Annotated in this window: 19 protein-coding genes and 1 pseudogene; 14 read left to right on the top strand and 6 right to left on the bottom strand. The window is 62.7% G+C overall.

What is annotated here, in order from left to right; genetic code table 11:
* From L8I05_RS03885 to L8I05_RS03830, 12 genes are all read left to right on the top strand, one after another.
* Window positions 1-1,974, top strand: a complete 1,974-nt coding sequence (locus L8I05_RS03885; RefSeq protein WP_242167266.1) for a MacB family efflux pump subunit — start codon at window positions 1-3, stop codon at window positions 1,972-1,974.
* Window positions 1,967-3,382, top strand: a complete 1,416-nt coding sequence (locus L8I05_RS03880) for an efflux transporter outer membrane subunit (protein WP_242167265.1) — start codon at window positions 1,967-1,969, stop codon at window positions 3,380-3,382. The genes L8I05_RS03885 and L8I05_RS03880 overlap by 8 nt, the downstream gene beginning before the upstream one ends.
* A gap of 103 nt (window positions 3,383-3,485) precedes the next feature.
* Window positions 3,486-4,241, top strand: coding sequence for an alpha/beta fold hydrolase (locus L8I05_RS03875; RefSeq protein ID WP_242167264.1), 756 nt, complete (start codon window positions 3,486-3,488; stop codon window positions 4,239-4,241).
* A 109-nt stretch (window positions 4,242-4,350) separates the two neighbouring features.
* On the top strand, window positions 4,351-5,118 hold the full coding sequence (locus L8I05_RS03870) for an FCD domain-containing protein (RefSeq protein WP_197627566.1): 768 nt from the start codon (window positions 4,351-4,353) through the stop codon (window positions 5,116-5,118).
* Window positions 5,119-5,357: 239 nt separating this feature from the next.
* On the top strand, window positions 5,358-6,560 hold the full coding sequence (locus L8I05_RS03865) for an ABC transporter substrate-binding protein (RefSeq protein ID WP_242167263.1): 1,203 nt from the start codon (window positions 5,358-5,360) through the stop codon (window positions 6,558-6,560).
* Window positions 6,561-6,618: 58 nt separating this feature from the next.
* Window positions 6,619-7,479 (top strand): branched-chain amino acid ABC transporter permease, encoded by an 861-nt coding sequence (locus L8I05_RS03860; protein ID WP_242167262.1) that lies wholly within the window; start codon window positions 6,619-6,621, stop codon window positions 7,477-7,479.
* Window position 7,480: 1 nt separating this feature from the next.
* Window positions 7,481-8,491, top strand: a complete 1,011-nt coding sequence (locus L8I05_RS03855; protein ID WP_242167261.1) for a branched-chain amino acid ABC transporter permease — start codon at window positions 7,481-7,483, stop codon at window positions 8,489-8,491.
* Entirely contained in the window at window positions 8,488-9,237 is a 750-nt protein-coding gene (locus L8I05_RS03850; protein WP_242167260.1) for an ABC transporter ATP-binding protein, read from the top strand. The genes L8I05_RS03855 and L8I05_RS03850 overlap by 4 nt, the downstream gene beginning before the upstream one ends.
* The gene (locus L8I05_RS03845; RefSeq protein WP_138814770.1) at window positions 9,237-9,932 is read left to right on the top strand and encodes an ABC transporter ATP-binding protein; all 696 of its coding nucleotides are present in this window, start codon (window positions 9,237-9,239) and stop codon (window positions 9,930-9,932) included. The genes L8I05_RS03850 and L8I05_RS03845 overlap by 1 nt, the downstream gene beginning before the upstream one ends.
* 13 nt (window positions 9,933-9,945) lie before the next feature.
* Window positions 9,946-11,214 (top strand): Zn-dependent hydrolase, encoded by a 1,269-nt coding sequence (locus L8I05_RS03840; RefSeq protein ID WP_242167259.1) that lies wholly within the window; start codon window positions 9,946-9,948, stop codon window positions 11,212-11,214.
* Window positions 11,211-12,611: an amidase gene (locus tag L8I05_RS03835; RefSeq protein WP_242167258.1), complete on the top strand. Its 1,401-nt coding sequence runs from the start codon at window positions 11,211-11,213 to the stop codon at window positions 12,609-12,611. The genes L8I05_RS03840 and L8I05_RS03835 overlap by 4 nt, the downstream gene beginning before the upstream one ends.
* Window positions 12,612-12,703: 92 nt before the next feature.
* Window positions 12,704-12,979 carry a hypothetical protein gene (locus L8I05_RS03830; protein WP_174245642.1) on the top strand — a complete coding sequence of 92 codons (276 nt, stop codon included), beginning with the start codon at window positions 12,704-12,706 and terminating at the stop codon, window positions 12,977-12,979.
* Window positions 12,980-13,046: 67 nt separating this feature from the next.
* Here the strand turns inward: L8I05_RS03830 and L8I05_RS03825 are convergent, their stop codons facing one another.
* Entirely contained in the window at window positions 13,047-13,586 is a 540-nt protein-coding gene (locus L8I05_RS03825; RefSeq protein ID WP_242167257.1) for a hypothetical protein, read from the bottom strand.
* 167 nt (window positions 13,587-13,753) lie between these two features.
* Here L8I05_RS03825 and L8I05_RS03820 point away from each other — a divergent pair.
* Both L8I05_RS03820 and L8I05_RS03815 read left to right on the top strand, forming a co-directional pair.
* Window positions 13,754-14,207, top strand: a pseudogene (locus tag L8I05_RS03820) (hypothetical protein).
* Between the two features lie 58 nt (window positions 14,208-14,265).
* On the top strand, window positions 14,266-15,270 hold the full coding sequence (locus L8I05_RS03815) for a LacI family DNA-binding transcriptional regulator (protein ID WP_177018490.1): 1,005 nt from the start codon (window positions 14,266-14,268) through the stop codon (window positions 15,268-15,270).
* Here L8I05_RS03815 and L8I05_RS03810 read toward each other — a convergent pair.
* From L8I05_RS03810 to L8I05_RS03790, 5 genes are all read right to left on the bottom strand, one after another.
* Window positions 15,267-15,992: an SDR family oxidoreductase gene (locus L8I05_RS03810; RefSeq protein WP_159957886.1), complete on the bottom strand. Its 726-nt coding sequence runs from the start codon at window positions 15,990-15,992 to the stop codon at window positions 15,267-15,269. The genes L8I05_RS03815 and L8I05_RS03810 overlap by 4 nt on opposite strands.
* Before the next feature lie 154 nt (window positions 15,993-16,146).
* The gene (locus tag L8I05_RS03805; RefSeq protein WP_242167256.1) at window positions 16,147-17,679 is read right to left on the bottom strand and encodes an FGGY-family carbohydrate kinase; all 1,533 of its coding nucleotides are present in this window, start codon (window positions 17,677-17,679) and stop codon (window positions 16,147-16,149) included.
* A gap of 3 nt (window positions 17,680-17,682) precedes the next feature.
* A complete protein-coding gene (locus L8I05_RS03800) occupies window positions 17,683-18,762 on the bottom strand; it encodes an alcohol dehydrogenase catalytic domain-containing protein (protein ID WP_159957889.1) in 1,080 nt (359 codons plus the stop codon).
* Window positions 18,763-18,788: 26 nt separating this feature from the next.
* Window positions 18,789-19,781 (bottom strand): ribose ABC transporter permease, encoded by a 993-nt coding sequence (locus L8I05_RS03795; protein WP_159957891.1) that lies wholly within the window; start codon window positions 19,779-19,781, stop codon window positions 18,789-18,791.
* A complete protein-coding gene (locus tag L8I05_RS03790; protein ID WP_242167255.1) occupies window positions 19,747-21,255 on the bottom strand; it encodes a sugar ABC transporter ATP-binding protein in 1,509 nt (502 codons plus the stop codon). Before L8I05_RS03790 ends, L8I05_RS03795 begins: the two co-directional genes overlap by 35 nt.
* Window positions 21,256-21,264: the final 9 nt, after the last annotated feature.

Here is a 21,264-nt window from a genome sequence, read left to right as displayed (position 1 = left end):
TTGACCACGCCGCTGATCGAACTCAAGAACATCCGCAAATCCTACGGCGGCGGCGACAGCCCGCAAGTCGATGTATTACGCGGGATCGACCTGTCGATCCATGCCGGGGAATTCGTCGCCATCGTCGGTGCATCGGGCTCGGGCAAGTCCACGCTGATGAACATCCTCGGCTGCCTCGACCGCCCCACTGTCGGTGACTACCTGTTCGCCGGAGAAAACGTTGCCCACCTGGACAGCGACGAACTGGCCTGGTTGCGTCGCGAAGCCTTTGGCTTTGTGTTCCAGGGCTACCACCTGATCCCGTCCGGCTCGGCCCAGGAAAACGTCGAGATGCCGGCGATCTATGCCGGTATCAGCGCCGCCGAACGCCATGCCCGCGCCAAGGCCCTGCTGACCCGGCTGGGTCTGGCCGACCGCACCGCCAACCGTCCGCATCAGCTTTCCGGCGGCCAGCAACAGCGTGTCTCGATTGCCCGCGCACTCATGAACGGCGGGCACATCATCCTCGCCGACGAACCCACCGGTGCCCTCGACAGCCACAGCGGTGCCGAGGTGATGGTGCTGCTCGATGAACTGGCGAGCCAGGGCCACGTGGTTATCCTGATTACCCACGACCGCACAGTTGCCGCGCACGCCAACCGCATCATCGAGATCAGCGACGGGCTGATCATCAGCGACTCGGCACTGAGTGACACCCACGTGCCCGTCACGGCCAACAGTGACGCACTACAAGCCGTGGACCTGCGCCAACGCCTGGCCGACGGTGCCGAACACAACGGTGCGTGGAAAGCCGAACTGCTGGACGCGGTGCTCGCGGCCTGGCGGGCGATGTGGCTCAATCGCTTTCGCACCGCGCTGACGCTGCTGGGGATCATCATCGGCGTGGCGTCGGTGGTGGTCATGCTGGCGGTGGGCGAAGGCAGCAAGCGCCAGGTCATGGCGCAGATGGCAGCGTTCGGCTCCAACATCATCTACCTCAGCGGTTTCTCGCCCAACCCGCGTACACCGCAGGGTATCGTGACCCCCAATGACGTCGCAGCCCTGGCCACACTGCCGCAGGTCAAGCGCATCATGCCCGTCAACGGCACCTACGCCGGTGTACGCTTCGGCAACGTCGACTACATGGCCTATGTGGGCGGTAACGACACCAACTTCCCGACCATTTTCAACTGGCCAGTGGCCCAAGGCAGCTACTTTACCGAGGCCGACGAACGCGCGGGCGCCACGGTGGCGGTGATCGGTCATCGCGTCAGCGAAAAGTTGTTCAAAGGCGAAGTCGACCCCATCGGCCAATACATCCTGATAGAAAACGTGCCCTTCCAGGTGATTGGCGTGTTGGCCGAAAAAGGCTCCAGCTCCGGCATGCAAGACAGCGACGACCGTGTCGCGATCCCCTACACCGCCGCCAGCGTACGCCTGTTCGGCACCTATAACCCCGAATACGTGGTGATTGCCGCCGCCGATGCGCGCAAGGTCAATGAAACCGAAAAGGCCATCGATCAGCTCATGCAAACGCTGCACAACGGCAAGCGCGACTACCACCTGACCAACGACGCCGCCATGATCCAGGCCGAGGCGCGCACGGCGAACACGCTGTCGTTGATGCTCGGTTCGATCGCGGCGATTTCCCTGCTGGTGGGCGGGATCGGCGTGATGAATATCATGCTGATGACCGTGCGTGAACGCACCCGCGAAATCGGTATCCGCATGGCCACCGGCGCACGCCAGCGCGACATTCTGCGCCAGTTCCTCACTGAAGCGGTGATGCTCTCGGTGGTCGGCGGCCTGTGCGGTATTGCCCTGGCCCTGCTGGTGGGCGGCGTGCTGGTGCTGGCCGAGGTGGCGGTGCAGTTCTCCCTGGTGGCGGTGCTTGGCGCGTTTGGCTGTGCGCTGGTCACCGGTGTCGTATTCGGCTTTATGCCGGCCCGTAAAGCTGCCCGGCTCGATCCGGTTAAGGCGTTGACCAGTGAATAAACCATCCATCGCGCCGCGCCTGTCGGTGCTCAGCCTGTGCCTGTTGCTCAACGCCTGCACCGGCAACCCGCCCGCCGTCGACAGCGGCATCGCAGCGCCTGCCGCCTGGCAGTACGCCGAGCGTGACGCTGCCCAAGTCACCAACCAGCGCTGGTGGACGCAGTTCGGCAGCCCGCAACTCAACCGCCTGATCGACCAGGCGCGCCGTGACAGTTATGACGTCGGCGCCGCCATGGCGCGGGTGCGCCAGGCCCAGGCCAGCGCGGTAATTGCCGGCGCGCCATTGTTGCCGGAGGTTAATTTCAACCTCTCCGCCAGCCGTCAAAAACTGCTGCGCGGCAGCGGCAACTCGACACTGGACGCCACGGAGACTGACAACACCGTCGACAGCTTCGGCGCCAACCTGACCGCCAGCTATGAAGTGGATTTCTGGGGTGGCCGCGCCGCCTCCCGCGACAGCGCCGTGCAAACCCTGCGCGCCAGTGAGTTCGACCAGGCCACCGTGGAGCTGACCCTGCTCAGCAACGTAGCCGACCGCTATGCACAAACCCTCGCCGCGCGCCAACAACGACAGATCGCCGAGCTGAACCTGGCGAATGCGCGCAGTGTGCTCGACCTGGTCCAGGCCCGCTACGAGGCCGGCTCCGCCACTGCCCTGGAGCTGGCCCAGCAGAAAAGCCTGGTGGCCAGCCAGCAACGGCAACTGCCGCAGATTCAGCAGGTGGCTGAGGAATCGCTGATCACCCTGGCGGCCCTCCTCGGCCAACCCGTGCAAGCCCTGAACCTGACTGACGAGCCGTTCCAGGCACTGACCTGGCCGGCCATTGGCCCGGGCGTACCCAGCCAACTGCTGAGCCGCCGCCCCGACCTGGCCCGGGCCGAAGCGCAGCTGGCGGCGGCCAGTGCCGACGTCACGGTGGCACGCGCAGCGATGCTGCCCACGGTAACCTTGGGCGCGACCCTGGGCTCGGGCTCCGACAGGGCCGCAGATATTTTGCGCAGCCCGTTCTACACGCTGACCTCCGGCCTGGTGGCGCCGATTTTCAACAATGGCCGCTTGAGCGCCGAACGCGACAAGGCCCGCGCCCGTCAGGATGAGCTGCTGCAAACCTACCGCGGCGCCATCATCAACGGCTTTGCCGACGTGGAGAAAGCCCTCAGCAGCATCACGCGCCTGGATGAGCAACGCGATTGGCAGAGCGAGGAACTGCGGCAGGCGCAAACCGCCTTCCAGATCGCCGAAAGCCGCTACCAGGCAGGCGCTGCCGACTTGCTGACGGTGCTGGAAACCCAGCGCACCTTATACGCAGCGCAGGACCTGAATGTGCAATTGCGGCTGTCACGCCTGCAAGCCAGTATCGCCTTGTACAAAGCCTTGGGTGGCGGCTGGAACGCCGATTTCCGATAACAAAACTCAAAACTCCTACACATTCCGTTTATTAAACCTACATTCGTCTACCCCTGGTACTTGGTAAAAAAGCCACCTTCATACGGCTGCCCGGTATCTCTTGATGAAACCCAGCGTTCTTGTAAAACGCCTGGCGTGCATCGGCCTCTGGCTGGTCGCAGGCCAGGCTTTTGCCGAGCCCCTGATCGCGCCTACCGCGATTGACTGGCTGCTGGACTGCCCATTTCCCGCCTTCAAACAACCAGACCCCGAGGTACTGGAGCGCACGCAATGCGCGAGTGTCAGCGTGCCCCGCGACTATGCCGCGCCCAAGCGTGGCAACGTGCGCCTGGCCCTGACCCGTGTCGGCGCCCGGGATCCGCTCAGTCGTGAAGGCGTGGTGTTTATCCAGGCCGGCGAGCCGCAACTGGGCCAAGGTGCCACCTTCGGTGTGCACCTGGTCAGCCGCTGGGAGTCCTATGCCACGCCAGCCTATAAACAGTTGGTCAATCGTTATGACGTCATCGAACTGACACCGCGCGACCTGAGCCACGAGAACGGCGTCGAGCAGGCGGCGCGCGATATGGAGTTTGTGCGCGCACAACTGGGTGAGGCACAGCTCAATTACCTGGGTAACGCTGAAGCCGCCCGGATCGGTAGCCGGTATGCGGCATTGTTTTCCGAGCACGTGGCACGCATGGTTTTAGTCAACGCCGGGCACAGTGAAGCGTCCAACACCGGCGTCGAGCAACTGTTGCTCAAAGAGTCGTCTCGGCCCGACGGTGCCGGGTGCATCAAGCGTTGGGTCGCAGACTTTCTGGTCAGCGGCAAGCAACCGCCCCCCGCCACACGCTGCCTCGACCTTGGCAGCTGGGAATAACCCGCACGTTTACGACCTCTTCGCGTCGAAAACGACACCCTGCGTTGACGCTCCTGCCCAATCGTTATTAAGTGCTATTAATCCGCATTAATAGGATCAATAGACCAGCATGCTCAGTCGCCCGTTACGACGCAAACGCCAGAAGCTCTCCGATGTAATTGTCGAGTCGGTCAAGCGCTCCATCGTCACCGACGCCCTGAAGCCTGGTGACCGGTTGCCCACCGAGCGTGAGCTGATGGAGAGTTTTCAGTGTTCCAAGGGCTCGGCCCGCGAAGCGCTCAAGGCCCTGGAAGTAGAAGGCCTGGTGAGTACGCGCACCGGCCCCAGCGGCGGCGCCTACCTGAACCAGGCCGGCACCGAGCCGGCCAGCCGAGCGTTGCGTAACTACCTGCATTTTCAGCACCTCGATGGCGAGCAGGTGTATCAGCTGCGCAAGGTCATCGAAGTGGAACTAGCCGTGTCGGTGCTCGGGCGTTTGAGCGAAGACGACTACCAGGCCCTGCAAGACAACGTGGATTTTTGCAGCGCGCCGGAAGACAGCGAAGCCGGCCAGCGCGAACAGCGCCTGGCGGAGCTGGAGTTCCATAACCTGCTGGCCAAGGCCTGCCCCAACCCGCTCTTGAGCTTCATGGCGCAGTTTCTCAACGACCTGCTGCGCGACCTGGTGGTGCTGAAAAAAGCCTACAAACCCAAGCGCAAGCAGTTCGATGCGGCCAACCTCGACTACCACAAGCAGTTGCTGCTGGCCTTTCGCGCAGGTGATGAAAGCGCGGTGCGCAGCTTGATGCATGAACACATGTGCGACGCCGAACACCATATGACCGCACTGGAAGGCGAAGTCAGCCCGCACTTCCTATTGGAGTTCGATCACTCTTAAAAACACCACAGATCCACCTGTAAAAACCCAATCAATGTGGGAGCTGGCTTGCCTGCGATACAGACACCTCGGTGCATCAATTGAACTGAGTCGATGCAATCGCAGGCAAGCCAGCTCCCACAGTTGACCGAGTTCAACTCGCTGAAGCCAATCATCCAATAACAGGCCTGCCCACAGGCCCTTGCTCCACCGTATCGCCATTGCCGCTCCTGCCAATAACTAAACCAGGGAGTCACCCCATGCAGCGTCGTACGTTGTTGAAAGCCAGTCTCACCGCCGCCGCCGCGCTCAGCCTTCCGCTGAGTGTGCGCTCTGCATTCGCCGCCGAGCCCTTTACCTTTTACGGCCTCAAGTCCATGTCTGGCGCCTTTGCCAGCTATGGCAAGTTTGCCGACATGGGTTCGCGCCTGGCGGTGGAACAACACCCCGAAATTCTCGGGCGCCCGCTGAACTACAAAGTCATCGACACCGAAGGCAACGCCGGCAAGGCGGTGCGCAAGGTGCAGGAGGCGATCCAGCAGGACGGCGCACGGTTCTTCCAGGGCTGCACGCTGTCGTCATCGGCGCTGGCGGTGGCCAAGGAAGTCGACAAGGTCGGTGGCGTGTTCATGACCCCGGTGGGCGCCGATGAAGTCACAGGCAAGGACTGCAACAAAGCCACCTTCCGCTGGTCGGTGCCCACCTACGGCGCGATCCGCGAAACCATGGTGCCGCTGATCAAGCTGCTGCCGGACGCCAAGCGCTGGTACACCATCACCCCGCAATATGTGTTCGGCGAAGCCTTGCTCGAAGGCGCCAAGACCGTGCTCAAGGAAAACGGCCTGGAGCATGTCGGCAACAGCTACCACTCGTTGCAGGAGCAGGAATTCTCCGGCTACCTGACCAACGCCATCGCCGCCAAACCTGACGTGCTGGTGCTGCTCAACTTCGGCAGCCAGTCGTCCAACACCCTGCGCCAGGCGGTGAACTTCGGCATCAAGGAACGCATGAAAGTGCTGCTGGTGTGGTCCGCCGGCCTTGATCAGTTCCAGGAACTGGGCAGCGACGTGCTCGAAGGCGTGTACCTCGGCGCGCAGTACTGGCACCAGGTCGACAGCCCGCTCAACCGCGAGCTGGTCAAGCTGACCCAGGCCAAATACGGCATCAACCCCACCTACCCGCTGGCTGCCGACTACATCAGCACCAAGGTCATGCTCGACACCATCGTTTCCACCGGCAGCTTCGACGGGCCGACGGTGGCCAAGGCCATGCAAGGCCTGAGTTTTGACGGCCCGACCGGCAAGGAATCGATCCGCGCCGGCGACCACCAGGTGATCAAGGATTACTACTTGATGATCGGCAAGGCCAGCGGCGACATGGCCGACAAGGATGACCTGGCCAAGGTGCTCAGCGCCGGCCAGTCGTTCCCGCCGGTCGAGGCGACGGGCTGCACGCTCGCCTGATCCCCCGAAACAGTGCACCGCAGGGCTGCGCGAGCAGCTTCCTGCCGAGGGCTTCTGCATGCTTAATCTTTACCTGTTCCAGATCCTCAACGGCCTTGGGCTGGGGATGATCTATTTCCTGATCGCGGTTGGGCTGACGATCATTTTCGGCCTGCTCAACTTCGTCAACTTCGCCCACGGCGCGTTCTTCCTGCTGGGCGCCTACATCTGCTACACCGCCGTCAGCCTCACCGGCAACTTCTGGCTGGCGCTGCTGATTGCGCCGCTGGTGGTGGCCGCACTGGCGTGGGTGATCGAGCGCTTGTTGATCCAGCGGATTTATCACTTGCCGCACATGTTCCAGATTCTGGTGACCCTGGGGATCGCGCTGATCATCCAGGAAGCCAGCGTGATGATCTGGGGCCCGGTGGGCAAAAGCGTCGCCGTGCCGGAACTGCTGCGCGGCGTGCTGGTGGTCGGCGATTTCGTCTACCCCTATTACCGGCTGTTCCTCATTGTGTTTTCCGGGCTGGTCGGCCTGGGCCTGTGGCTGCTGCTGGAACGCACGCGCTTCGGCGCCCTGGTGCGCGCCGGCAGTGAAAGCACTGAAACCGTGTCGCTGCTGGGCACCAATATTTTCCGTCTGTTTTCCATGACGTTCGCCCTCGGCGTGGGCTTGGCCGGCATGGCCGGCGTGCTGTTCGCGCCGTTGCGCGGTGCGCAGCCCTTTGTCGGCCCGGAGATTCTCGGCGTGGCCTTCGTGGTGGTGGTGATCGGCGGCATGGGCTCGTTCAGTGGGGCGCTGGTCGGCGGTTTGCTGGTGGGCGTGGTGCAAAGCCTGATGACCACACTTTGGCCCCAAGGCGCGAGCCTGATGATCTACGGCGCGATGGCCGTGGTGATTCTGGTACGCCCTTACGGCCTGTTTGGGAGAGCCTGACATGAGCGAGAAAAACCCCCTGCCGTTTGCCAAGACGCAATCGCGCGCGATGTTGCTGTGGGTGCTGGCCGTGCTGATCGGCCTGCCGTTGATCCTGCCTTCGGCGACCCTGGCCACCGAGATCCTGATCTTCGCCATGGCGGCCCTGGCCTGCAATCTGTTGCTGGGCTACACCGGGCTGCTGTCCTTCGGCCAAGGCATCTTCTTCGGCGCCGGCGCCTACTGCGCGGCGTTGTTGATGATCCACCTGCAAATGGGCCTGTTCCCCGCTTTGCTCGGTGCCGCCGTGGCCGGTGGTTTCCTGGCGCTGCTGGTGGGCGCCCTGGCGATCCGGCGCACCGGCATCTACTTCGTGATGCTGACCCTGGCGTTCAGCCAGATGGCCTACTTCGTCGCCTACACCTTGAGCGACTGGACCGGCGGCGACAACGGCCTGCTCAGCGTGCCGCGCCCGGAAATCCGCATCGGTGACAACGTGCTGCTGTCGCTGGCCGACGCCCGTGCGTTCTATGGGTTTGTCGCGGTGCTGTTCCTGCTGATTTTCATCGGCGCACGCCGGGTCATCGCCTCACCGTTCGGCAGCACCTTGATGGCGATCCGTGAAAACGAAACCCGCGCCTCGGCCATCGGCTATGACACGCGCCACTTCAAGATCCTGGTGTTCGTGCTGTCCGGCGCGGTCACCGGCATTGCCGGAGCGCTGTACGCGATGCTGCTGCACTTTGTGCCGCTGTCGAACATCGACCTGGCAATGTCCGAGAACATCCTGATCATGACCATCGTCGGCGGCACCGGCTCGCTGTTCGGCTCGTTGCTGGGCGCCGGCTCCATCGTGCTGCTGGGGGATTTCCTCTCTGACCTGTGGCCGCGCTGGCTGATGCTGCTCGGAATCATCCTGATCTTCGTGGTGATCTTTATGCGCGGCGGCTTGTGGGGCGGGCTGTCGTCGCTGTTCGAACGCCTGCGCGGCAGCCGCAAAACCGCCGTCGTCGCCAAGGAGGAAGTGTTATGAGCATCCTGCTGGAAACCCAAAACCTCGAGCTGGCCTACGGCGCGTTCCATGCGGTCAATGGCGTCAACCTCAAGGTCGAAGCCGGCACCATCCACACCATCATCGGCCCCAATGGCGCGGGCAAGACCAGCCTGTTTCACTGCCTCACCGGCGAGCGCCAGGCCACGGCCGGGGCGATCCATTTCGACGGCAAGAACCTGATGCGCAAGCCCGCCCACGCCCGCGTCGGCCTGGGTATGGCGCGTTCGTTCCAGCTCACCAGCCTGTTCCAGAACCTCAGCGTGCACGAGAACCTGCGCCTGGCCGCCCAAGGCCGCGACGGCGCGCGCGCCCTCAACTTCTGGCGCCGTGTCGACAGCCAGCGCGAACACCTGGAGATGGCTGACCAGGTACTCGAGCGCCTGCAACTCACGCCCCGCGCCGACACCCTGGCCGGCGAACTGTCCCACGGCCAACAGCGGGTGCTGGAGGTGGGCATGTCGATCTGCTCCAAGCCCAAACTGTTGATGCTCGACGAGCCCACCTCGGGCATGGGCATCGATGATATCCCGATCATGACCCAACTGATCAGCGACCTCGGCCGCGACCACACGGTGCTGTTGATCGAACACAACATGAGCATCGTCATGTCCATCAGCCAACGCATCACCGTGATGAGCCACGGGCAGATTCTGGTGGAAGGCACGCCGGAATTCGTGCGCGCCGATGAGCGTGTGCGCACTGCATACCTTGGGGAGGCTGCCTGATGCTGATCGTCGAGAACATCCATTCCTACTACGACAAGAGCCACGTGCTCGAAGGCGTGTCGCTGACCGTCAACCCTGGCGAGCTGGTGACCTTGCTCGGGCGTAATGGCGCCGGCAAGACCACCACGCTGCGCAGCATTCTCGGGATTATCTGCCCGCGCCAGGGCCAGATTCACTTCAATGGCCAGGCGTTGGTGGGCCAGAAGATCTTTGAAATCGCCCGTCAGGGGCTGGCCCTGGTGCCGGAGAACCGCGGGATCTTCCGCCTGCTCACCGTCGAGGAAAACCTGCGCATCGCCGTGCGCAAGACCAGCCGCTGGCAGCTGGAGGACGTGTACGGCATGTTCCCGCGTCTCAAGGAGCGGCGCAAAAACGCCGGCCACGCGCTGTCCGGTGGCGAGCAGCAAATGCTCGCCATCGCCCGTGCGCTGCTTAACGACCCCAAGCTGCTGATTCTCGATGAGCCTACCGAAGGCCTCGCGCCGGTGATCGTCGACGAACTGGTGAAGATCCTGCGCAAGGTCAAGGACGACGGCCTGCCCGTGCTGCTGGTGGAACAGAACCTGATGGTCTGCGACAAGCTCGCCGACCGCCATTACGTGCTCGAACAAGGCCGCGTGGTGTATGAGGGCAGCGCTGCCGCCTTCCGCGCCGACCCGAGCATCAAAAACCGTTATTTGGCCCTGAGTGCCTGACCGGAGATTGCAGATGAATAGCTTTGCACAACCGCTCCAGAGCAACGCCCCGCTGATCAACCGCGACCGCCTGTGGCAATCGCTGATGGACCTGGCCCAGCTCGGCGCCACCGTCAAAGGCGGTGTGTGCCGCCTGGCCCTCACCGACCTCGACCGTCAGGCCCGCGACCTGTTTGTGCAATGGTGCGAGGCGGCCGGGTGCAGCGTCAGTGTCGACGCTATCGGCAATATTTTCGCCCGGCGTGCCGGGCGTAATCCCGCCTTGGCGCCGGTGATGACCGGCAGCCATATCGACACCCAGCCTACGGGCGGCAAGTTCGACGGTTGCTACGGGGTGATGGCCGGGCTGGAAGTGATCCGCACCTTGAATGACCTCGGCATTGAGACCCAGGCGCCGATTGAAGTGGTGGTGTGGACCAACGAAGAAGGCTCGCGCTTCCCGCCGTGCATGATGGGCTCCGGGGTGTTTGCCGGTAAGTTCGACCTGCAGGAGACCCTCGACAAACAGGACGAGCACGGCCTGTCGGTGGGTGCTGAATTGCAGCGCATCGGTTACGCCGGTTCGCGTGCGGTGCTCGGCCACCCGGTGGGTGCGTATTTCGAGGCGCATATCGAGCAAGGCCCGGTGCTGGAAGACCGCGCCACCACCATCGGCGTGGTCATGGGTTGCCTGGGCCAGAAGTGGTTCGACCTGACCCTCACCGGCGTCGAAGCCCACGCCGGCCCCACGCCGATGCACCTGCGTAAGGACGCCCTGGTGGGCGCCGCCGAGGTGGTCAGCGCGGTCAACCGTATCGCCCATCAGCACCAGCCGCATGCCTGCGGTACGGTCGGTTGCCTGAGCCTGCACCCCGGCTCGCGCAATGTGATTCCCGGCCAGGTGCACATGACCCTCGACTTGCGCCACCTGCATGCCGACAAGCTGCAGGCCATGGTCGATGAAGTACGCGGTGTGATCGAGACCAGCGCCAAGCGCCACGGCCTGAGTTTTGAATTGACGCCGACTGCCGACTTCCCGCCGCTGGACTTCAACCCCGCCTGCGTCAACGCCGTGCGCGACGGCGCGAGTGCCCTGGGCTTCAGCCATATGGACATCGTCAGCGGCGCCGGGCATGACGCAATTTTCGTCGCCGAACTCGGCCCGGCCGGGATGATCTTTGTGCCATGCGAAGGTGGCATCAGCCATAACGAAATCGAAAACGCCGCGCCGGATGACCTGGCGGCGGGCTGCGCGGTATTGCTGCGCGCCATGGTCAACGCGGCGCAGGGGGAACAGGCATGAGTGAGATCGGCCAACTGACAGCGGTGCAACTGCTGCAGCATTTTCGCGACAAGAGCTTGTCGCCGGTGGAGGTCACCGAAGACGCCCTGCTGCGTATCGAGCGCTACAACCCGGTGGTGAACGCCTACTGCCATGTCGATCCGCAAGGGGCACTCAACGCGGCACGCGCCTCGGAACAACGCTGGTTCAAAGGCCAACCCTGTGGCGCGCTGGATGGCGTGCCGTCGTCGATAAAAGACCTGACGCTGACCCTCGGCATGCCGACCCGCAAGGGCTCGCGCACCTCATCTGCCGAAGGGCCGTGGGACGTGGACGCGCCCTTCTCGGCCTTGATGCGCAAGGCCGGCGCAGTGCTGCTGGGCAAAACCACCACGCCGGAATTCGGCTGGAAAGGCGTCACCGATAACCCGTTGTACGGCATCACCCGCAACCCGTGGGATACCCGCACCACGGCGGGCGGCTCGTCCGGTGGCGCGGGCGCGGCGGCGGCGTTGAACCTCGGTGTGTTGCACCAGGGCAGCGACGCCGGGGGCTCGATCCGTATTCCGTGTGCGTTTACCGGCACCTTCGGCATCAAGCCGACTTTCGGTTATGTGCCGCAATGGCCGGCCAGTTCCATGACGATTCTGTCGCACCTGGGGCCGATGACACGCACGGTGGAAGACACCGTGCTGATGCTGCAAACCGTGGCACAAGCAGATGCGCGCGATGGCCTGATCGGTGCGCCGCGCACTACGCCATGGCTCACGCCAGGTACGGACTTGAAAGGCTTGCGCGTGGCCTATAGCCCGACATTCGGTTATGTGGATGTCGACCCGCAGGTCGCCAAAGTCGTCGCCCAAGCCGTTGACGGTCTGGTGCAACTGGGCGCGCAAGTCGAGGAGATCGATCCAGGTTTCAGCGACCCCCTGGAGGTGTTCAGCACCTTGTGGGCGGCGGGCGCCGCACGCCTGACCGGCTCGATGAGCGAGGCGCAAAAACAGCTGCTCGACCCGGGCCTGCTGCGCATCGCGCAACGCGGCGAACAACTCAGCCTGCGCGACTTCAACGACGCCCTCGAAGCCCGTGCTGCACTGGTCGCGCGGATGGCGACGTTCCATCAGCATTACGACGTACTGGTCTCGCCGATGATGCCGATCACCGCGTTCGAGGCCGGGCACAACGTGCCGCCGGGCTCGGGGATGAGTGAGTGGATGGAGTGGACGCCGTTTACCTATCCCTTCAACCTCACCCAGCAACCGGCGGCGTCGGTGCCGTGTGGGCTGGCGGCGAATGGCTTGCCGGTGGGGTTGCATGTGGTGGGCGCGCGGTTTGCCGATGAGCAGGTGCTACGGGTGTGCCAGGTGTATGCCAAGGCGTTCCCCACCGAACACCTTCAAGCACCGCGCAGGCTCTGAACTGCGGCGTTCGACCGCGGATCGCGCTGTGCATCTGCGCACGCACCTGGCTTATAATTCGCGCTTCATTTTTGTTGCGCGGATTGTTTCAAATGCTATTCATAAGGACCGTTCTGGCGAGCGCAGTGCTCGCCATCCTGCCGACCGTAGCCCTCGCTACAGCGCTGGATTTGACCTATGAAGCGCCTGTTACCGAGGCTGTACCCCAGGCTGCGCCGGCTACGGCCAAATCGTTATTCCCGGTGACGACCAAGCCGCCGGTGACATTCGACTACACCTGTAAAGGCCCGCGCTGCCAGTATGAAGATGACCTGGAGCAGCGCCACGACGACCAGACGACACACAGTTGGTCTATCGGGATTCAGTAACGATCAGTCGACCTTTAGCTGAAATGCCCGCTCCCATAGTTTTTAATCGCATTCCATTACCAAGCAGTCACACCGATTTATTCCCCAACTGAATCAATGCGCGCAAGCCGCCCGCTGATGTACGTGGAGGTAATTCAGGTTTTGAAGGCAACGCGTCGATTACTTGCTGCAGTTCGCGTTTGTTAGTAGGCGGTTTCAAACCTGCCTTACCCATAAACGCTGCAATGCCCTCTTCCGGCTGAGAATATATAATTTGGCCCCGGTGGGTCACAACTATGGGCTCAACCAGCTTCACGCTTTCATTGCCCATCAGAAAAAGCAGGAAGAGCTCATATCGATCATCCGCAGGCGATTTTGAATCGTTCTTTACCGACCTATTAAATGCATCCAAAACGCGTCCGAGCCCCTCCCTTAATTGAAGCAGCTCGGGATTTTTACCATCGCGTACAAATTTCTGAATGGCCTGCTCATACGCTGCTGGTCCTGCATTTTCGTTCGCACCTGAGGTGTTTACTTGTGACTCAGAGGCAGGCTGCTCATCAAAACGCGGCCCTGACATGGCCAAGTCGAGTAGGGATTGCGTTGAAGGATTTATCATAAGGATCATGGTCTCTTGATAAGTCTAAGGGTGATGTCTTGCTTACCCCTGTGTGGACTTTTTCCAGCGCCAGTTGCATCAGTTTGTGTAACAAGACTAAACCGCCTCTCGCTAAACAGAGGCCGGGGAGTAAACCCTCTGGTCTACAATGCCCGTCCATCATCCCTGGGGGCTTCATGGACATCGAACTGGCACGCACCTTCCTCGAAATCACCCGCTGCGGCAGCCTGGCCGCCGACGGCGAGGCCTTTGTGGTGTACGCCAACCAGTTGCTGCAAACCTGGGAAGCCGCAAAACGTGACCTGCCGCTGCCCGATGGCTATCGCAACGTGCTGCACATTGGCGGTGAGGTCAGCCCGCGCCGCGCTGAGCTTCAACCTCGGGCCGCTGGCGTTGCAGTACATTCTGGAAAATGGCGGCGCCGGGTATTTGCGCACGCGCGTGGTGCAGAGCTACCTGGACAGCGGCGTGATGCAGCGCGTGCCGAAGGCGCCGCAGTTCAGTTTCCCGACGTTCCTGGTGTATTCAAGGGCGCGGGATTCGGCGGTGTTGCAACAGGCGCTGGCATTGCTGCGCGAGGCGGTCAAGGCCGAAAGTGACTGGTCGCAACGCTGGGACCCGCTGATTTGAATCACCCTGCGCCTGCGCACATGCTAGCCTGCGGGTGTTTCCTCTTGCAGCCTTACCGATGAACAAGAAAAAGTCCGTCACCATCAGCGACATCGCCAAACGGGTTGGCATGACCACCATCACGGTGTCCCGCGCGCTGAGCAAACCCGACCTGGTCAAGCCCGCCACCCTGGCGCGCATTCTCGAAGTGGCGCGGGAGCTGGACTACGTGCCCAACGCCTTCGCGCGAGGGCTCAAGCGCAGTGAAAGCCTGATCATCGGCGTGATCACTGCCTCGGTCGACAACCCGTTCTACAGCGAGATGATCAAGGCGATTTCCCGCGAGGCGAAAAAGCACGGCTACACCATCATGCTGGTCGACACCGATGAGTTGGAGGAGCTGGAAAGCAAGGCCGTCGACACCTTGCTGGGCTACCGCGTGGCGGGGATCATCCTGTCGCCGGTCTCCGACGAGCCGAGCTACCAGCCCGACTATCTGGAGCGCCTGGGCAACGGCAAAACCCCGGTGGTGCTGCTTGACCGCACGATCCACGACAGCCCGTTCAGCCGCGTAGTGCTCGACAACTACCACAGCGGCATCCAGGCCGCGCACTACCTGCTGCGCCAAACGCCGGACCTCAAGCGCCTGCTGGTGCTGACCGGCCCCGAGCATTCACGCATTACCGTGGAACGCCTCAAGGGTCTGCGTGAAGTGCTCGCCGAACACCCGCACATCCAGGTCGAAGTGCAGGCCGGCGACTACACGCTGATGCCGTCTTACCTGCACACCCTCGACTACCTGGCCGAGCACTCGGCGCCGGACGCGATCATGGGCTTCAACCAGTTGATCACCCTCGGCGCGTTGCGCGCGCTGCGCATGCACAACATCGCCCACGACAGCCTGACCATCTGCGGCATCGACCGCCTGCCCTTCGCCGATATCTTCGGCGTGCCCATCGCGTGCGTGGCCCACGACGCCTCCCTGGCCGGCAGCAGCGCGGTGCGCCTGCTGCTGGATCGCCTGGAAGACCCGTACAAGCCACGCGACAAGGTGGTGATCGCAGGCGTATTGGAAAACGGCTAGCGGCTGGTGTAACCGCCATCAATCGGCAGGCTGACGCCGCTGATCATGCTCGCGGCATCGCTGAGCAGGAACAGCACCGGCAAAGCGACTTCCACCGTTTCAGCAAATCGCCCCAGCGGAATCGCCGCCAGCGCCGGGTCACGCTTGGCCGGGTCGGACCAGGCCATGGTGGCCATGGGCGTGAGGGTGACCGTGGGGTTGACGCTGTTGACACGAATGCCGAAACGGCCCCACTCGGCGCATTGCACGCGGGTGATCGCATCGAGTGCAGCCTTTGAGGCGCAGTAGCCGAGGTGATCATCCAGCGCAACCAGTGAGGCTTGGCTTGAGACATTGACGATGCTGCCGGCGATCTTCGCTTCGATCATCTTTGCCGCGACACGGCTGGCGACCTGGGCGGCAGCGCGGGCGTTGACTTGCATCACCTGGTCGAACGCCTCGGCGCTGATGGCGGCGGCGGGTTCCAGGCGCGAGATGCCGGCGCAGTTGACCAGGCCATGCAACGGGGGCAGGTCTTGCAGGGCGTTGTCGAGGGCGAGGCTGTCGGCGATGTCCAGGCAAAGGCTGTGGCAGCCCAACGTTGCCAAGGCCTGCGCGTCGCGGCCCAGCGCGAATACTTCGGCGCCACTGGCGATCAGTTGCAGGGCGATCTCACGGCCGATGCCGCTGCTGGCGCCGGTGACGAGGATGCGTTGGTGGGTGAAGTTGAAAGCTGCGTTCATGGTCACTATTCCAAAAACAATGAGAAGACCCCTGTGGGAGCTGGCTTGTCGGGTCGCCGCATCGCTGCGATAGCGGTGTATCAGTAACAAATGAGCTGGCTGACCCACCGCTATCGCAGGCAAGCCAGCTCCCACATTTCCGGACCGGGTTGAATCAGTTGGTTTGCAGGGTGTGCATGATGGGTTTCAGGGCTGGGTACAGCTTTAAGTACTCAGCAAACGCCTGGTCGTACACCGCGACATTCTCGCGCTTGGGCTGCGCCCTCAACGCCAATTGCACCCAGCCCTTCTCCATTTCCCCATCACTCACCAACCCCACCGTGTGCGCCGCCAACAACGCCGCGCCCAGTGCCGCTTCCACCTCCTGCACGATGGTGTAGACCGGATACCGCGTGACATCCGCAATAATCTGCATCCACAAATCCGAATGGCTCGCGCCACCGACCACAATCAAACGCGGGTCCAGCGAATGCGCGCCCTGGGTTCCGGCTTCGATGTTATGGCGCAGGGCAAAACTCACCCCTTCCAGCACCGCGCGGTACAGGTGGATGCGACTGTGATACAGGTTCAGCCCGACAAAACTGCCGCTGGCGCGGTCATCCCACACCGGGCTGCGCTCGCCCATCAAGTACGGCAGGAACAACAAGCCTTCGCTGCCGGCCGGGATCGTCATCGCGCTCTGCTCCAGCAACACCAGGCTGTCCTGCCCGGAGGCCTTGGCCTGCTGTTCCTCGGCCTGGCAGAACTGCTCGCGAAACCAGCTGACCGAGGCGCCGGCGGTGATCGCCCCGCCGAAGATGTACAGGTCGCGCTGGCCGTTGTAGACGTGCGGCATGCTCACCAAGCCATGGCGTGCATCGACGTGCTGGTTCAAATAGCCCCAGCACATGCTGGTGCCAATCATCGCCACATGGTTGCCCGGTTGCGTGACGCCCGCTGCCAACGTCGCCATGGCGGCGTCCACGCCACCGGCAAGAATCGGCGTGCCCGCCTGCAGGCCCAGGCGCGTGGCCCAGCTGTCCAACAGCCCGCCCACCACTTCGCCGGAATACACCAGCCGCTCGGGCATCATCGCCAAGGGAATGTCCAACGCCGCGAGCATCTCTTCGGACCAGCCGCGCTGCGCCACATCGTAGACACCGCCGATATTGCCGGCGCTGCTGTGGTCCACCGCCAACTCGCCGGTCAGGCACCAGTTGATATAGCTGTTGGGTGGCAGCAAGTAGCGGGTTTCGGCCCACACCTGCGGCTGGTGCTGCTTGAGCCAGAGCATCTTGGTGAAGCCGTAGTAGCTGTCCACCGAGTTGCCGGTGACCGCGAACAAACGCTCCAGGTCGACATGCTCACGCACCCACGCAACTTGTTCGCCGGCACGGCGGTCCATCCAGATAAGGCACGGGTGCAGCGGCGTGATCTGCGCATCCACGGCAATCCCCGAGCCGCCGTACAGGCTGCTGATACACAGCGCCTTGACCTGCGCGGCCGCCACGTTGGCCTTGGCCATGCACTGCGCGACGCAGGCCTCGACGGCGTCCAGCCAGACCTGCGGCCATTGCTCGGCCCAGCGCACTTTCGGGGTATCCACGCGATAACCCTGGCTGTGCTGGGCGATGATCGTGCCTTGACCATCCACCAGCAGCGCCTTGGTGCTCTGGGTTCCAATGTCGACGCCCATTACATAGTTCATAGCTCAGACCACCGGCTTCAACAGCACCTTGATCGACTTGGTCGAATTGGCCAGTTCGAACGCTTCGGCAAAGTCATCCAGCGGGAAGTCATGGGTGACGATACCCTTGGAGGTGACCAGCCCGCGTTCGAACAGGTCGATGGCAATCGGGTAGCAATACGGGCCAAGGTGCGCGCCGCGTACATCGAGTTCCTTGCGATCGCCAATGATCGACCAATCGACGCTGGTCTCGGCGCCGAACACGCTGAACTCGACAAAACGCCCGAGCTTGCGAATCAGGTCCAGGCCCTGGGTCACGCCAGCCGGCACGCCGGTGGTTTCGATGTACACGTCGCAGCCGTAGTTGTCGGTGAGGCCGTTGATGATGTCGCGGGCGTTGTCGCGGGACGGGTTGATCACCACGTCGGCGCCGAACTGCTTGGCCAGTTCGAGGCGCGCGTCGACCATGTCGATCACCACCAGTTTTTTCGGGGTTTTCAGTGCGGCCACCTGGACCATGCACAAGCCCAGAGTGCCTGCGCCGGCAATCACCACCACGTCATCGAGCTGGATTTCGCCACGGTTGACGGTGTGGATCGAGCACGCCATGGGTTCCACCAACGCCGAGTCTTCCAGCGACACCGACTCGGGAATCTTGTGCACGATGGCCGTCTTCGGAATGCGCATGTACTGGGCCATGCCGCCTTCGGCCACTTCACGCTGGAAGCCGAAGATGTTGTGCACCTCGCACATCCAGTATTTGCCCGACTTGCAGAAGCGGCACTTGCCGCACGGTACGATCTGCTCGGCAATCACCTTGTCGCCGACCGCGACTTCAAAGTGTTCCTCGGCGCCCTCGCCCACTTCCTCCACGTAGCCGAAAAACTCATGGCCGGGCACCACCGGCGCCTTGACCCACGGGTTGTCGCCACCCCAGAACATCGCCGCGCCTGAATGGCACTTGCAGTCACTGGCGCAGATGCCGCAGGCGGCGATGCGAATCACCAGTTCATTAGGGCGCGCCTTGGGTTTGCCGATGCGCTCCAGGCGGTAGTCTTTCGGGCCGTGGCAGACGACGGCTTGCATTTCGGTGTGCTTGTCCATGGTGTTCGGTCCTGTCTTGTAGGAGTTTATTTATGGCGCTGACGGCTGATAAAAATCGCCAGCAAAATGATCCCGCCCTTGATCACGCTCTGGACGTAGGGCGAAACGCCAAGCATGTTCAGGCCGTTGTTCAACACGCCGAGCAGCATGGCGCCGAGCAAGGTGCCGACGATAACCCCGCGCCCACCGGCAATCGAGGCGCCGCCGAGTACCACGGCCGCAATCGCATCCAGCTCGAATGACACGCCGGCATTCGGCTGGCCGCTCATCAGGCGCGAAGTCAGCACCAGCCCGGCAATCGCCGCCGTGAGGCCGCTGATGCCATACACCAGCAGCTTGAAACGCGCGGCGCGCACGCCGGACAAGCGCACCGCTTCTTCATTGCCGCCGATGGCGTAGATGTAGCGCCCGATGCGCGTGTGTTGCAGCAGCACGTAGGCGGCGAAGTAGGTGATCAACATGATCAGGATCGGCACTTCAATGCCGAACAGGCTTTGGCGGCCGAAGAAGCCGAACCATTCCGGCAACCCGGAAATCGGGTAGCCGTCGGTGTACATCAGGCCCAGGCCACGGGCGATGCCCATGGTCGCCAGGGTGACGATGATCGGCGGCATGTGCAGGTAGGCGACGAACAACCCGTTGCCGATGCCGAACGCCACGCCGATCAGCATCCCGGCGCCAATCGCCAGGCCGGGCGGCAGGCCCGCAACCATCAACCCCGCCGTCAGGGTGCCGGACAACGCCATCACCGGGCCCACCGACAAGTCGATGCCGCCGGTGAGAATCACGCAGGTCATGCCCACCGCGATAATCGCGTTGATCGACACCTGGCGCGCAATATTCGACAGGTTGCTGGCAGTGAGGAAGTTATCGCTGGCGAAGATCATCACCAGCGTCACCACCACCAACCCCACGAAGGGGTAGAACGCCGGCGAGCGCACCAGCCGCGCCAGATTCAGGCGCAGCCGGCCGGTGTCGCCGGTGTTAATGGACATATTCACTTGAGCCCCCTGTTGCATGGCGCATGACCTCTTGTGGGTTGACGGCGGACGCTTCGAGCAGCTTGACGATGGCGCCCTTGTGGAACACGGCGACGCGGTCGCACATGCCGATGACTTCCGGCAGTTCGGAGGAAATCATGATGATCGCGTAGCCCTGTTCGGTAAGGCTGCGCATGAGTGCGTAGATCTGCGCCTTGGCACCGACGTCGATGCCGCGCGTGGGTTCGTCGAACACCAGCACGTCGCAGTGGTGGTTGATCCAGCGCGCAATCACCACCTTCTGCTGGTTGCCGCCGCTTAAGTTGAACACCCGGCTTTCGCCGCTGGGCGCCTTGATCGACAGCTGGCGCATCAGGTCTTCAACGCTGGCGCATTCCTTGGCCTTGTCGATCAGCCCGCAAGCGTGCTGGTATTTGGGCAGGTTGTTCAGGGAGATGTTTTCGCGAATGCTGAAGTCGGTGATCAGCCCTTCGCTCTTGCGGCTTTCCGGCAGCAGGCCGATGCCGTGGGCCAATGCCTGGGCCGGATCATCGAGGGTGACTTTTTCACCGCGCAGCCACACCTCTTTGCTCACCGACGGCAGCGCACCCATCATGCCCAGCGCCAGTTCGGTGCGGCCTGAGCCGACCAGCCCGGCAAAGCCGAGAATCTCGCCTTTGTGCAGTTGGAAGCTGTTGTGCGGGCCGTTGCGCACCAATTGGATGTCCTTGACCTCAAGTAACAGCGGGCCGCGTGCTTTGGTCGGCTTGGGTGGAAAACTGCTTTCCAGGCGCCGACCGACCATCATCTCGACGAGGCGGTCGATGTCACTGTCGGCCACATCGGTCACGCCGACATTGCCGCCGTCACGCAACACGCTGATGCGGTCGCAGACCTGGAAAATCTCCTCCAGGTGGTGCGAGATAAAAATCACCGCCACGCCCTGGCGCTTGAGCTCGCGCATGATCTCGAACAGCAGCTCGGCTTCGCTGGGCGTCAAGGTCGCGGTCGGCTCATCGAGCACCAGCAAGCGCGCATCCAGGGCCAACGCCTTGGCGATTTCGACAAACTGTTGCTCGGCCACGCTCAGGTGCTTGACCGCGCACTGCAGGTCGATGCTCACGCCCAGGCGCTTGAACAACGCCTCGGACGCTTCGACCATCGCGCGTTTGCGCAGCAGGCCAAAACGGTTGCTCAGCTCATGGCCAAGGAAGATATTTTCCACCGCCGTGAGGTAGGGAATCAGGCTGAATTCCTGGAACACGATGCCGATACCGGCGGCAATGGCGTCGCGGTAGGTGGCGAACTGCTGCGCCTGGCCATCGATCAGAATTTGCCCTTCGTCCTGATGCTCGACACCGCCGAGGATCTTCATCAGGGTCGACTTGCCCGCGCCGTTTTCCCCGAGCAGGGCATGAATCTCGCCGCGCTCCACTTGCAGGTTGATGGACTTGAGGGCCTGTACGCCTGGGTAACGCTTACAGATATTTTCCAGCTTCAGAAGACTGCTCATACCGCCGAC

Source organism: Pseudomonas sp. MONT-RG-20F-20-E-7-02, from assembly GCF_022662395.1.
In the GTDB taxonomy this organism is placed as follows: Bacteria; Pseudomonadota; Gammaproteobacteria; order Pseudomonadales; family Pseudomonadaceae; genus Aquipseudomonas.
The sequence above is the reverse complement of the archived record's forward strand: the minus strand, read 5'-3'. Positions and strand labels throughout refer to the sequence as shown.

What these genes read in the sequence shown, in the direction of transcription:
- L8I05_RS03875 (WP_242167264.1), top strand. Translation starts at nt 3,486, where the DNA reads ATGAAACCCAGCGTTCTTGTAAAACGCCTGGCGTGCATCGGCCTCTGG.
- L8I05_RS03870 (WP_197627566.1), top strand. Translation starts at nt 4,351, where the DNA reads ATGCTCAGTCGCCCGTTACGACGCAAACGCCAGAAGCTCTCCGATGTA.
- L8I05_RS03865 (WP_242167263.1), top strand. Translation starts at nt 5,358, where the DNA reads ATGCAGCGTCGTACGTTGTTGAAAGCCAGTCTCACCGCCGCCGCCGCG.
- L8I05_RS03860 (WP_242167262.1), top strand. Translation starts at nt 6,619, where the DNA reads ATGCTTAATCTTTACCTGTTCCAGATCCTCAACGGCCTTGGGCTGGGG.
- L8I05_RS03855 (WP_242167261.1), top strand. Translation starts at nt 7,481, where the DNA reads ATGAGCGAGAAAAACCCCCTGCCGTTTGCCAAGACGCAATCGCGCGCG.
- L8I05_RS03850 (WP_242167260.1), top strand. Translation starts at nt 8,488, where the DNA reads ATGAGCATCCTGCTGGAAACCCAAAACCTCGAGCTGGCCTACGGCGCG.
- L8I05_RS03845 (WP_138814770.1), top strand. Translation starts at nt 9,237, where the DNA reads ATGCTGATCGTCGAGAACATCCATTCCTACTACGACAAGAGCCACGTG.
- L8I05_RS03840 (WP_242167259.1), top strand. Translation starts at nt 9,946, where the DNA reads ATGAATAGCTTTGCACAACCGCTCCAGAGCAACGCCCCGCTGATCAAC.
- L8I05_RS03835 (WP_242167258.1), top strand. Translation starts at nt 11,211, where the DNA reads ATGAGTGAGATCGGCCAACTGACAGCGGTGCAACTGCTGCAGCATTTT.
- L8I05_RS03830 (WP_174245642.1), top strand. Translation starts at nt 12,704, where the DNA reads ATGCTATTCATAAGGACCGTTCTGGCGAGCGCAGTGCTCGCCATCCTG.
- L8I05_RS03825 (WP_242167257.1), bottom strand. Translation starts at nt 13,586, where the DNA reads ATGATCCTTATGATAAATCCTTCAACGCAATCCCTACTCGACTTGGCC.
- L8I05_RS03815 (WP_177018490.1), top strand. Translation starts at nt 14,266, where the DNA reads ATGAACAAGAAAAAGTCCGTCACCATCAGCGACATCGCCAAACGGGTT.
- L8I05_RS03810 (WP_159957886.1), bottom strand. Translation starts at nt 15,992, where the DNA reads ATGAACGCAGCTTTCAACTTCACCCACCAACGCATCCTCGTCACCGGC.
- L8I05_RS03805 (WP_242167256.1), bottom strand. Translation starts at nt 17,679, where the DNA reads ATGAACTATGTAATGGGCGTCGACATTGGAACCCAGAGCACCAAGGCG.
- L8I05_RS03800 (WP_159957889.1), bottom strand. Translation starts at nt 18,762, where the DNA reads ATGGACAAGCACACCGAAATGCAAGCCGTCGTCTGCCACGGCCCGAAA.
- L8I05_RS03795 (WP_159957891.1), bottom strand. Translation starts at nt 19,781, where the DNA reads ATGCAACAGGGGGCTCAAGTGAATATGTCCATTAACACCGGCGACACC.
- L8I05_RS03790 (WP_242167255.1), bottom strand. Translation starts at nt 21,255, where the DNA reads ATGAGCAGTCTTCTGAAGCTGGAAAATATCTGTAAGCGTTACCCAGGC.